Source organism: Pseudomonas sp. PB103 (genome assembly GCF_009764635.1).
GTDB lineage: Bacteria > Pseudomonadota > Gammaproteobacteria > Pseudomonadales > Pseudomonadaceae > Aquipseudomonas.
In genome coordinates, this window is sequence record NZ_RWIL01000134.1 from 1 (window position 1) to 12,191 (window position 12,191).

The 12,191-nt window shown below is 59.7% G+C and carries 12 protein-coding genes; 9 read left to right on the plus strand and 3 right to left on the minus strand.

Translation table 11 applies throughout. The features are described 5' to 3' along the window. Window positions 1–76: 76 nt before the first annotated feature. The 3 genes from EJA70_RS24575 to EJA70_RS24585 form a co-directional block, all read right to left on the minus strand. Complete coding sequence (locus EJA70_RS24575) at window positions 77–1,021, minus strand: ornithine cyclodeaminase family protein (protein WP_158834170.1); 945 nt, start codon at window positions 1,019–1,021, stop codon at window positions 77–79. 136 nt (window positions 1,022–1,157) lie between these two features. Continuing rightward, window positions 1,158–2,636 carry an ATP-dependent RNA helicase RhlB gene (gene rhlB / locus EJA70_RS24580; protein WP_158834172.1) on the minus strand — a complete coding sequence of 493 codons (1,479 nt, stop codon included), beginning with the start codon at window positions 2,634–2,636 and terminating at the stop codon, window positions 1,158–1,160. A gap of 96 nt (window positions 2,637–2,732) precedes the next feature. Further along, complete coding sequence (locus tag EJA70_RS24585) at window positions 2,733–3,389, minus strand: alpha/beta hydrolase (protein ID WP_008080194.1); 657 nt, start codon at window positions 3,387–3,389, stop codon at window positions 2,733–2,735. Between the two features lie 467 nt (window positions 3,390–3,856). Here EJA70_RS24585 and EJA70_RS24590 point away from each other — a divergent pair, with 467 nt between their 5' ends. The 9 genes from EJA70_RS24590 to EJA70_RS24630 all read left to right on the plus strand — a co-directional run bounded on the left by EJA70_RS24590 (window position 3,857) and on the right by EJA70_RS24630 (window position 12,137). Continuing rightward, the gene (locus EJA70_RS24590) at window positions 3,857–4,888 is read left to right on the plus strand and encodes an amino acid ABC transporter substrate-binding protein (RefSeq protein ID WP_007914328.1); all 1,032 of its coding nucleotides are present in this window, start codon (window positions 3,857–3,859) and stop codon (window positions 4,886–4,888) included. 65 nt (window positions 4,889–4,953) lie between these two features. Then, window positions 4,954–6,135, plus strand: coding sequence for an amino acid ABC transporter permease (locus tag EJA70_RS24595; protein WP_158834174.1), 1,182 nt, complete (start codon window positions 4,954–4,956; stop codon window positions 6,133–6,135). Between the two features lie 10 nt (window positions 6,136–6,145). Next, window positions 6,146–7,243: an amino acid ABC transporter permease gene (locus tag EJA70_RS24600; protein WP_008080192.1), complete on the plus strand. Its 1,098-nt coding sequence runs from the start codon at window positions 6,146–6,148 to the stop codon at window positions 7,241–7,243. A gap of 13 nt (window positions 7,244–7,256) precedes the next feature. Then, window positions 7,257–8,021 (plus strand): amino acid ABC transporter ATP-binding protein, encoded by a 765-nt coding sequence (locus tag EJA70_RS24605; protein WP_008080191.1) that lies wholly within the window; start codon window positions 7,257–7,259, stop codon window positions 8,019–8,021. A 137-nt stretch (window positions 8,022–8,158) separates the two neighbouring features. After that, window positions 8,159–8,818, plus strand: a complete 660-nt coding sequence (locus EJA70_RS24610) for a FadR/GntR family transcriptional regulator (RefSeq protein ID WP_158834176.1) — start codon at window positions 8,159–8,161, stop codon at window positions 8,816–8,818. After that, window positions 8,808–10,112, plus strand: coding sequence for a CynX/NimT family MFS transporter (locus tag EJA70_RS24615; RefSeq protein ID WP_158834178.1), 1,305 nt, complete (start codon window positions 8,808–8,810; stop codon window positions 10,110–10,112). The genes EJA70_RS24610 and EJA70_RS24615 overlap by 11 nt, the downstream gene beginning before the upstream one ends. 192 nt (window positions 10,113–10,304) lie before the next feature. After that, window positions 10,305–10,775 (plus strand): nuclear transport factor 2 family protein, encoded by a 471-nt coding sequence (locus EJA70_RS24620; protein WP_158834180.1) that lies wholly within the window; start codon window positions 10,305–10,307, stop codon window positions 10,773–10,775. A 39-nt stretch (window positions 10,776–10,814) separates the two neighbouring features. After that, entirely contained in the window at window positions 10,815–11,117 is a 303-nt protein-coding gene (locus EJA70_RS24625) for a GIY-YIG nuclease family protein (RefSeq protein ID WP_008083651.1), read from the plus strand. Window positions 11,118–11,201: 84 nt separating this feature from the next. Further along, window positions 11,202–12,137 (plus strand): glutathione S-transferase family protein, encoded by a 936-nt coding sequence (locus EJA70_RS24630; RefSeq protein WP_158834182.1) that lies wholly within the window; start codon window positions 11,202–11,204, stop codon window positions 12,135–12,137. Window positions 12,138–12,191 lie beyond the last annotated feature (54 nt).

Consider the following 12,191-nt stretch of genomic DNA (forward strand, 5'->3'; position numbering starts at 1 on the left):
GAAGGCTGCGATCTTTTGATCTTGATCTTAAAAAAACAGATCAAAAGATCGCAGCCTTCGGCAGCTCCTACAGTGGTCAGTTGTTGAGGTGGTAGAGCGCATTGGCGAGGGCGATGTCTTCCAGGCCCAGGCCGATTGAGCGGAAAAATACGTGACGATCGTAATCCGGGCGCTGCACTTTCTCGCTCAGCAGGTCGGCGAGGTCGCCGACGATCAAATCCTTGCTCCAGCCATGTTGTTCTGCGGCAATCAGCATTTCACCCGCCGAACCCGGCGTGGTCAGACGATAGTCGCAGAACACTTGCATGTCGTTGAGGCGCTGCGGTGGTACTTCGTGGGCGCGCGGGGCGTTGGTGCTGATCGAGGTGATCAGTGCCGGTTTGCTCAAGGTGTCCGGATCGATCACCGGCCCAGCCGATGAGGTGCAAAGCATGATCACGTCAGCCTCGGCGAGGGCGGCTTCCCGGCTGTCGACGATCTTCAGATTGGGCGTGATGGCTTTCAACAGTGCCTGGGTCTGCGCGTCGGCGGGCAGGCTTGGCGAATACAGGCTGATGCTCTGCCAGTCGCGCAACGACTTCACGTAATGCAGATGCGCCTGCGCAACCTTGCCGCTGCCGATGATCGCCAGTCGCGTGGCATTCAACGGCGCGAGGGCGTCGACTGCCACAGCAGTGGTCGCGGCGGTGCGTGCGGTGGTCAGTTCACCGGCATCGCAGAGCAGCAGCGGTTGACCGGTTTTCATCGACATCAACAGCGTCCACGCCGTCACCAACGGGCCCTGCTCGCGAACGATGTAGGGCGAAGTCTTCATTCCGTACACACCGTCTTCAGCCAGTACACCCAGATAGTTGATGAAGTCACCGGCACCCTGCGGGAATTCCACCAGTTGCTGCGCCGGTTGCACGGCGTTACCCGCCGCAAGGTCGCGAAACAGCTTGCGCAGGATCTGCGGCACATCGAGACGCGCCAACAACTCGCGGGCCTGATGCTGGTCGATCACGTAGGGCGTACTGGACATGTAGGGCTCCGGAATCTGAATATAAACTTATTAGTCTATTATGGACTTTTAGTGTTCTCTCGCAAGCGGCCGATCAAATCCCGGGCGAAAAAAAAGCGCAGTCCGTTGCCGGCTGCGCTTTTCTATTAAACGTCGCTTACTGCGGACGCTTGCGCTCGACCGCACGCAACAGATGCGTCGGTGGCGTTTCACAACTGATCTTGCGACCGAGCTTCTCTTCGATGGACGGCAACTGATAAGAGTCGTCTTCCCCGGCGAAGCTGATCGACACGCCATCAGCGCCCGCGCGACCGGTACGGCCGATGCGGTGCACGTAGTCGTCTGGCACTTCCGGCAGGGTGAAGTTGATCACGTGGCTGATGCCGTCGATGTGGATGCCGCGACCGGCGACATCGGTGGCGACCAGTACGCGAATCTTGCCTTCGCGGAAACCTTCCAGGGTCTTGATGCGTTTGTGTTGCGGCACATCGCCGGACAACTGCGCAGCGTTCACACCGTCGCGCACCAGGCGCTCTTCGATGCGGCGAACTTCGTCCTTGCGGTTGGCGAAGACCATCACCCGCTCCCAGCCATTATCGTTGACCAGGTTGTAGAGCAGTTTGTACTTGTCGGCTCCGGCCACGGCGTAGATGTGCTGCTCGACGTTTTCGTTGGCGACGTTGGTGATTTCGATTTCAACGATGGACGGGTCGGTCGTCCACTGCTTGGCGAGGTTCATCACGTCTTCGGTGAAGGTCGCGGAGAACAGCAGGGTCTGGCGTTCGGACTTGGGTGGCGTCTGACGAATGATCTGGCGGACTTGTGGTATGAAACCCATGTCGAGCATGCGGTCGGCTTCGTCCAGCACCATCACTTCGACCATGTCCAGATGCACGTCGCCGCGCTGGTTGAAGTCGAGCAGGCGGCCCGGGGTCGCGACGAGAATGTCGCAGTGGCGCGCTTCGAGGTGCTTAAGCTGCTTGTCGAAGTCCATGCCGCCAACGAAGGTCATCACGTTGAGGCCGGTGTACTTGGTCAGATCTGCAGCATCCTTGGCGATCTGCACCACCAGCTCACGGGTCGGCGCGATGATCAGCGCACGGGGTTCGCCCATGTAGCGTTCTTTCGGCGGCGGTGTTTGCAGCAGCTGGGTGATGATCGAGATCAGGAACGCGGCGGTTTTGCCGGTACCGGTTTGCGCGCGGCCAATGGCGTCTTTGCCGGCGAGGGTGAAACCCAGCACCTGCGCCTGAATCGGCGTGCAATAAGGAAAGCCCAGATCCTGAATGGCGTGCATCAGCTCTGGAGACAGCTTGAAATCGTGGAAGCGGGTTTTGCCTTCCTGTGGTTCGACAACGAAATCTTCGAGTTTCCACGGAATGACCGGCGCCCTGGGCTTCGGTTCGCGGCGTGGCTTGGCCGGTTTCGGCGCTTCGCTGCTGGCGGGTTCGACGGCGATGGGCGCGGCCGGTGCAGGTTGCGGGTCTGGCTTCGGTGCCGCTACGGGAGCGGGGCGGTCGGCCTGTGGGGCATCGGTGCGATGACCGGGGGCGTGCGACGGCGCACTGGGAACTGGCGCGAGCTGCTCAGCCTCGCTTTTACCGAACATTTTCTTGAGTGCTTCGAGCACGGTCATCTCATCAATTGGTTAAGGAATGTACGCCGGCCAGTGTAATGCAAGAATCGGGCGCGGCGTAGTGGGATGATCAAAGGGCAGGAATTGACCGGAAAATCAGCGCAGACGCTCGCTCAGCCAGACGCCGATATCGCGAATTTCCTCGGGTAACACTTCGTGCTCCATTGGGTATTCCTGCCATGTCACGGTGACACCATGGTGCTTTAAATACTCGTAAGCGCTGCGGCCCATCGAGTTCTGCACCACGTTATCGAACTGCCCGTGCAGACAAAGCACCGGAATTCGTTGCTGACTGGCGGACAATTCCAGTTCATCACTAAATGTCGGCGCATAAGTCGACAACGCCAAAACACCCCCCAACGGCCCCTGCCATTTCAGAAAAGCGCTGTGCAAGACCACTGCGCCGCCCTGGGAAAAACCGGCGAGGAAAATTCGCGAGGCGTCTATTCCGCTGGCGCGCTGCTCTTCGATCAATTCGATGATGCGATCGGCGGACGCTTCCAGCTCATCGCGGTCGATGGCGCGGGCCGGGCTCATGGCCTTGATGTCGTACCAGCTCGGCATGGCGTAGCCGCCGTTAATTGTCACTGGGCGTGTCGGCGCCTGCGGCAGCACAAAACGTGTGCTCAGCAGACTTTCCTGCAGCGCTTCGGCGACTGGCAGGAAGTCATAGCGGTCGGCGCCGAGGCCGTGCAGCCAGATCACGCAGGCGTCTGCGGGCTTAACAGGCTGAAGAATCAAGGGCTCGGTCATGGCTGCTCCAAATATGTGCGGGCGCTCTCATTAAGTGCGTGATTCGAGTGCGCGTCCGGTTGATCCGTTAAGAAGATGTCGCAAGGTTACAAGTTTTGCTATTGACCTGTCGCTCAAACGCTTCAGCGATCGGTGTGGTACGGGCTTTGCTATGGCTTCCAGCGTGCAACCGATCCCGCGCCTGGCGGTAACACTATCAGTGTACCCCTCGGGAGGGGATGCAAAGAATCCGGTGATGGATGTTCGCCAATGGCCGCAACGGGCTTAGCGAACGTGAAAGGGCTACCGCCCGTTCGGCCGATTGGTGAGAAGTGAGTTGTCCATGATGTGGATTGTCTCCTACTAGACTCATAGCGAAAGTCTTACGTCGGTTGACCCCAAAAAAAGCCAACACGGGTTAACAACGCCTCAAAAGGGTGCGACTGGACTCAAGCTCCGACACAACAAGAGCAAAACTGGAGGTTTGAATGAAGATGTTGAAATCCACCCTGGCCATCGTGACTGCAGCAACAGTACTCGGTGTCAGCGGGTTCGCTCAGGCGGGTGCAACCCTGGATGCAGTGCAGAAGAAAGGTTTCGTGCAGTGTGGCGTGAGCGACGGTCTGCCGGGCTTCTCGGTACCGGACGCGACCGGCAAGATCCTCGGGATCGACGCTGACGTTTGCCGTGCTGTGGCCGCTGCCGTATTCGGCGACGCGACCAAGGTCAAGTTCAGCCAGTTGAACGCCAAGGAGCGCTTCACCGCGCTGCAATCGGGCGAGATCGACATCTTGTCGCGCAACACCACCATGACCAGTTCGCGTGACGCGGGCATGGGCCTGAAATTCCCGGGCTTCATTACCTACTACGACGGCATCGGCTTCCTGGTGAACAACAAGCTCGGCGTGAAAAGTGCCAAAGAGCTGGACGGTGCAACCATCTGCATCCAGGCCGGTACTACCACCGAGCTGAACGTTTCCGACTACTTCCGTGGCAACGGTCTGAAATACACCCCGATCACTTTCGACACCTCCGACGAAAGCGCCAAGTCGCTGGAATCCGGTCGTTGCGACGTGCTGACCTCCGACAAGTCCCAGCTGTTCGCCCAGCGCAGCAAGCTGGCCTCGCCGAAAGACTACGTGGTACTGCCGGAAACCATTTCCAAAGAACCACTGGGCCCGGTCGTACGTAATGGCGACGACGAGTGGCTGGCGATCGTGCGTTGGGTTGGCTACGCGCTGCTCAACACCGAAGAAGCCGGCATCACGTCGAAAAACGTTGAAGCCGAAGCCAAGTCGACCAAGAACCCGGACGTCGCCCGTATGCTCGGCGCTGACGGCGAATACGGCAAAGACCTGAAACTGCCGAAAGACTGGGTGGTACAGATCGTCAAACAAGTCGGTAACTACGGCGAAATCTTCGAGAAAAACCTCGGCAAGAGCACTCCTCTGGAAATCGACCGTGGCTTGAACGCCCTGTGGAACAACGGCGGCATTCAGTACGCACCACCAGTGCGCTAATGGTTCTATCGCCCGGCGGGCCAACCGCCGGGTGATGTTCTGTTCCATTTCTTGCGGGGCACTTCATGCAAAATTCAATCGGCGCACCAAAGCAGAGGCTTAGCCTCAGCGATCCACGAGTGCGTGCGTGGTTATTCCAGATCATCACCATTGTGGCGGTGGTCTCGCTGGGCTGGTTTCTGTTCGACAACACGCAAACCAACCTGCAGCACCGGGGCATTACCTCCGGTTTCGACTTTCTGGAGCGCAGTGCCGGGTTCGGCATCGCTCAACACCTGATCGATTACACCGAAGCGGACAGTTATGCCCGCGTCTTCGTTATCGGTTTGCTCAACACCTTGTTGGTGACAGTGATCGGCGTGATTCTGGCGACGATTCTCGGCTTCATCATCGGTGTGGCGCGGCTGTCGCAGAACTGGATCATCAGCAAACTGGCGACGGTGTATGTGGAAGTTTTCCGCAACATTCCGCCGCTGCTGCAAATCCTGTTCTGGTACTTCGCGGTATTCCTGACCATGCCGGGGCCGCGCAACAGCCATAACTTCGGCGACACCTTCTTCGTCAGCAGCCGGGGCCTGAACATGCCGGCCGCCCTGGCTGCCGACGGTTTCTGGGCGTTCGTGGTCAGCATCGTGGTGGCCATCGTCGGCATCGTGCTGATGTGCCGCTGGGCCAACAAGCGCTTCGAAGCGACCGGCGTGCCGTTCCACAAGTTCTGGGTGGGCCTGGCGATTCTGCTGGTGATCCCGACCTTGTGCGCACTGACTTTCGGTGCTCCGCTGCACTGGGAAATGCCCGAGCTCAAAGGTTTCAACTTTGTTGGCGGCTGGGTGCTGATCCCGGAACTGCTCGCGTTGACCCTGGCCCTGACCGTGTACACCGCGGCGTTTATCGCCGAGATCGTGCGTTCGGGGATCAAGTCGGTCAGCCATGGCCAGACCGAAGCGGCGCGTTCGCTCGGCCTGCGCAACGGCCCGACCCTGCGTAAGGTGATCATCCCGCAAGCCCTGCGCGTGATCATTCCGCCGCTGACCAGCCAATACCTCAACCTGGCGAAAAACTCTTCGCTGGCGGCCGGTATCGGTTATCCGGAAATGGTTTCGCTGTTCGCCGGCACCGTGCTCAACCAGACCGGTCAGGCGATCGAGGTGATTGCCATCACCATGAGCGTGTACCTGGCGATCAGTATCAGCATTTCCCTGCTGATGAACTGGTACAACAAGCGCATTGCGCTGATCGAGCGGTAAGGAAAAGCGCATGAGTACTCATACTTTCAAACCCGACATGCCCCCACCGAACAGCAGCATCGGCGTGGTGGCGTGGATGCGCGCGAACATGTTCTCCAGCTGGCTCAACACCCTGCTGACGCTGTTTGCGTTCTACCTGATCTACCTCGTCGTGCCACCGATTCTCAGTTGGGCAATCATTGATGCCAACTGGGTCGGCACCACCCGCGCCGACTGCACCAAGGACGGCGCCTGCTGGGTGTTCATTCAGCAGCGTTTCGGCCAGTTCATGTACGGCTATTACCCGGCTGAATGGCGCTGGCGCGTCGACCTGACCGTGTGGCTGGCGGTGATCGGCGTGGCGCCACTGTTCATCTCGCGCTTCCCGCGTAAAGCGGTGTACGGGCTGAGCTTCCTGGTGATCTACCCGATCGTTGCCTGGTGCTTGCTGCACGGCGGCGTGTTCGGCCTGCCACAGGTTGCGACCAGCCAATGGGGCGGCCTGATGCTGACCCTGGTAATCGCCACCGTCGGCATTGCCGGTGCCTTGCCGCTGGGGATTGTGCTGGCGCTGGGTCGACGTTCGAACATGCCGGCGATTCGGGTGGTCTGCGTGACCTTCATCGAATTCTGGCGCGGCGTGCCGTTGATCACGGTGCTGTTCATGTCCTCGGTGATGCTGCCGCTGTTCCTGCCTGAAGGCATGAACTTCGACAAGCTGCTGCGGGCGCTGATCGGCGTGATCCTGTTCCAGTCGGCCTATGTCGCTGAAGTGGTGCGCGGCGGTCTGCAAGCGATTCCCAAAGGTCAGTATGAAGCGGCTGCAGCGATGGGCCTCGGTTACTGGCGTTCGATGGGCCTGGTGATTCTGCCGCAAGCCCTGAAGCTGGTGATCCCGGGCATCGTCAACACCTTTATCGCGCTGTTCAAGGACACCAGTCTGGTGATCATCATCGGCCTCTTTGACCTGCTCAACAGCGTCAAGCAAGCCGCTGCCGATCCGAAATGGCTGGGCATGGCCACCGAAGGCTACGTGTTCGCCGCCCTGGTGTTCTGGATTTTCTGTTTTGGTATGTCGCGCTATTCCATGCATCTGGAACGCAAGCTCGACACTGGCCACAAGCGTTAGGAGTTCTCTGTAAATGAGCGAAGCAATCAAAAAGCCAGTGGGCCCTGAAGGCATTATTCAGATGCAGGGCGTCAACAAGTGGTACGGCCAGTTCCACGTGCTGAAAGACATCAACCTCAACGTCAAACAAGGCGAGCGTATCGTCCTGTGCGGCCCGTCGGGTTCCGGTAAATCGACGACGATTCGTTGCCTCAATCGTCTGGAAGAACACCAGCAGGGCCGCATCGTCGTCGACGGCGTGGAACTGACCAACGACCTCAAGCAGATCGAAGCGATCCGCCGCGAAGTCGGCATGGTGTTCCAGCACTTCAACCTGTTCCCGCACCTGACCATTTTGCAGAACTGCACCCTGGCGCCGATGTGGGTACGCAAGATGCCCAAGCGCAAGGCCGAGGAAATCGCCATGCATTATCTGGAGCGCGTACGCATTCCGGAGCAGGCGCACAAATTCCCGGGGCAACTGTCCGGTGGCCAGCAGCAGCGTGTAGCGATTGCCCGCGCACTGTGCATGAAACCGAAAATCATGCTGTTCGATGAACCGACTTCAGCGCTCGATCCGGAGATGGTGAAAGAGGTGCTCGACACCATGATCGGCCTGGCTGAAGACGGCATGACCATGCTCTGCGTAACCCACGAAATGGGCTTCGCCCGTACCGTGGCCAATCGCGTGATCTTCATGGACAAGGGCGAAATCGTTGAACAAGCTGCGCCTAATGACTTCTTCGATAATCCGCAGAATGAGCGGACGAAGTTGTTCTTGAGTCAGATTTTGCATTGATCTGATCCAGCCTGCGAAATAAACCCGGACCTGTTCCGGGTTTTTTTTTGCCCCGCTCCTACAGGGTTGTGTGGGCGACCCTTCCCGACTAACATGTCAGAAAATTCATCCTATGATTGGATGAAAGGGCGAATCCTATGTCAGACATTTTTCCACTCATCAAGCGATCCCTGGTCGATCAGGCCCTGGATCAGCTCCGTCAGCGTATCAACAGCGGTGCCTGGCAGGTTGGCGAGCGTTTACCCACCGAACCCGAGCTGTGCGCCGAGCTCGGCATCAGCCGCAACACCGTGCGTGAAGCCATGCGCGTGCTGGCGTTTTCCGGGTTGATCGAGATTCGCCAAGGCGACGGCAGTTACCTGCGCGCGTTGGTCGACCCGCTCGATACGCTGAAAGCGTTGTCGCGCTGCTCGCTGGAGCAGGCACGGGAAACCCGGCACATCCTTGAAGTCGAGGCCATTGGCCTGGCGGCGTTGCGGCGCACCGACGAAGACCTTGCCGCATTGCGCGAAGCATTGGGAACCAGCGGCTGTCACTACCACGGCGACCTCGACACCTTCATCGCCTGCGATCTGGTGTTCCACCGCCGCTTGGTCGACGCCGCGCACAACCCGGCCCTCAGCGAGCTGTACGGCTATTTCTCCAGCATCGTCGGCGCGCAGTTGCGCCAGACCCTGAACATCGTCCCGCGCCGTCAGGAAGTGTTCGACCTGCACATCGAGTTGCTCGATGCGGTCGAACAACGCGACCCGGAGCGGGCCAAAGCCTTGTCGAGGCAGTTGATCAATGAACCTTGAAAGCGAGAAATCCATGTCCCGCAGTGAGATATCCACAACCCCGAAACGCACGGCTGAGCTTGAAGAGCTGCTGATCGACGCCGAGGCCGATGACGAGCAAGTCCAGCAAAGCGACCCGCTGGTGCGCCGGCCATGGCTGTTGTTGCTGGGGTTGATTCTGGTCGCGTTGAATCTGCGACCGGCGCTGTCGAGCATGGCGCCACTGCTCAGCGACGTGTCGAAAAGCCTCGGCTTGTCGGCGGCGCAAGCCGGTTTGCTGACCACGCTGCCGGTGCTGTGCCTGGGTTTGTTCGCGCCGCTGGCGCCGATTCTGGCAAGACGTTTTGGCGCCGAACGCGTCGTGCTGGGAATCCTGCTGACACTGGCTTGCGGCATCATTCTGCGCAGCAGCTTCGGTGAAATCGGTCTGTTCGCCGGCAGCGTACTGGGCGGTGCCAGTATCGGCATCGTCGGCGTATTGCTGCCGGGCATCGTCAAACGCGACTTCGCCAAGCACGCTGGCACCATGACCGGCGTCTACACCATGGCCCTGTGCCTGGGCGCGGCAATGGCGGCGGGCACGAGTGTGCCTCTAAGCGAGCATTTTGGCGGCGACTGGACAATTGGCCTGGGCTTCTGGGTCATCCCGGCGCTGGTGGCGGCGTTGTTCTGGCTGCCGCAGGTCGGCCAGAAACACGGCGCACACAATGTCGCCTATCGCGTGCGCGGTTTGCTGCGTGATCCGCTGGCCTGGCAGGTGACCTTGTACATGGGCCTGCAATCGTCGCTGGCCTACATCGTGTTCGGCTGGTTGCCGTCGATCCTCATCGGTCGTGGGTTGACGCCGACGCAGGCGGGTCTGGTGTTGTCCGGTTCGGTGATCATTCAACTCGCCAGTTCACTGGCCGCGCCTTGGCTGGCGACCCGGGGCAAGGATCAGCGTCTGGCGATCGTCGTGGTGATGGCGCTGACCCTGGCTGGTCTGTTCGGCTGTCTCTATGCACCGATCGAAGGCTTGTGGGGCTGGGCGATTCTGCTGGGTCTGGGGCAGGGCGGTACGTTCAGTCTGGCGTTGACCTTGATCGTGCTGCGTTCGCGTGACTCACATGTCGCGGCGAACCTGTCGAGCATGTCTCAGGGTTTCGGTTACACGCTGGCGTCGATGGGGCCGTTCGCGGTCGGCGTGGTGCATGACTGGACCGGCGGCTGGAATGCGGTGGGCTGGATCTTTGGCATCATTGGCACAGGCGCGATCATCGCCGGGCTTGGCGCCGGGCGTGCGCTGTATGTGCAAGTGCAAAGCGAGCGAATCTGACCCCTGTAGGAGCCGCGGCACGCTGCGATCTTTTGATTTTTATCCTTGGTAAATCAACATCAAAAGATCGCAGCGTGCCGCAGCTCCTACGGGGTTTTGTGGGTTGCCGTATTCGGTGGGCGAATGCCGATAGTGTTTCTTCGCTTTGCAGATTATCGTGCTGGCAATCTGTACCTTTTTTGGAGATTGCCCATGAGTGAAGCCCACGCCGCGTTGATCACCCGCTTCTACCAAGCCTTCCAGCGTCTCGATGCCGAAGGCATGGCCGCTTGCTACACCGACGATGTGGTGTTCAGCGACCCGGCCTTCGGCGAACTGCGCGGGCGCGATGCCGGCGATATGTGGCGCATGCTCACCACCCGCGCCAAGAACTTCTCGCTGACCTTCGACAACGTCCGCGCCGATGAGCGCAGCGGCGGCGCGCATTGGGTCGCGACCTACCTGTTCAGCCAGACCGGCAACATTGTCATCAACGATATCCAGGCCCGTTTCGTCTTCCGTGACGGCAAGATCTGCGAGCACCACGATCACTTCGATCTGTGGCGCTGGTCGCGTCAGGCCCTGGGTTTCAAAGGCCTGCTGCTCGGCTGGACGCCGCTGGTGCGCAACGCCGTACGGGCGCAGGCACTGAAGGGACTGAAGGCATTTCAGGCCGGTCGCTGATAAGATCGCGACCTGTTTCCTACACGCCTTGATCCCAAAGTGACCAGCCTTAGCGAAAAATCTGTCGATGTTGCCGAACCGGTGAGCAAGTCCTGGTTCGTCTACCTCGTTCGTGCGGCCAACGGCTCGTTGTACTGCGGGATCAGCGACGATCCCGTGCGTCGTTTCGCCAAGCACCAGAGCGGCAAGGGCGCGCGCTTCTTCCTTTCCAGCCCGGCCATGGCATTGGTGTACACCGAACTTTGTCGCGACAAGAGCGACGCCTTGCGCCAGGAACGGTTGATCAAGAAGCTGCGCAAGAGCGCCAAGGAATGCCTGGTTGCGTCTTATCAATCTGACTGATCGGTTCCCATCAGCCAGATCTGTAGGCTGCTAACAAAATGCGCGCTAAGCTGCCGACTCACTATCTGAGCGGCGGAGCCGAGCATGTCCGAGTTGATTCTCCATCATTACCCGACCTCTCCATTTGCCGAGAAGGCCCGCCTGCTGTTGGGGTTCAAGGGCTTGTCCTGGCGCTCGGTGCATATCTCGCCGGTGATGCCAAAACCTGATCTGACTGCCCTGACCGGCGGCTATCGCAAGACCCCGGTGCTGCAAATCGGCGCTGATATCTATTGCGACACTTCCTTGATCGCGCGTCGACTGGAGCAGGAAAAGGCGTTGCCGGCGTTCTTCCCCGAAGGTCAGGAGTTCACCAGCGCAAGTTTTGCCACTTGGGCTGATTCGGTGGTGTTCCAGCATGCCGTGAGTCTGGTGTTCCAGCCGGAATCGGTTGCCGTGCGTTTCGCCAAGCTGCCACCGGAAGCGATCAAGGCGTTTATCGCCGACCGTGCAGGCCTGTTCTCGGGTGGTAGTGCCACGCGTTTGTCCGCCGAACAGGCCAAGCACCAATGGCCGACGATCATGGCGCGTCTGGAGCAGCAATTGCAGCGCGAACAGGGCGACTACCTGTTCGGCGAGCCGTCGATAGCCGACTTCGCGCTGGCGCATCCGATGTGGTTCCTCAAGGCCACGCACGTCACGGCGCCGCTGGTGGATGAGTATCCGGCGGTTTCTGCGTGGTTGAATCGAGTGCTGGGCTTTGGTCATGGTGCGGCGAGTGCGATGACCTCGGAAGAGGCGCTGGAGGTGGCGCGTAACGCGACTCCGGCGGCATTGCCGGATGAGCAGTTCGTTGACCCGAACGGCTTCAAGGCCGGCCAGCAGGTGGCAATTGCCGCGACCGATTACGGGGTTGATCCGGTGGTGGGCGAACTGCTGTTTGCCGGTCGCGAAGAGCTGATCATTCGTCGTGAAGACGAGCGTGGCGGCCTGGTGCACGTGCACTTCCCGCGCTTTGGTTTCCGCATCGAAGCCCAATAAAAGCAAAAGATCGCAGCCTGCGGCAGCTCCTACATGAGACTTGTGTAGGAGCTG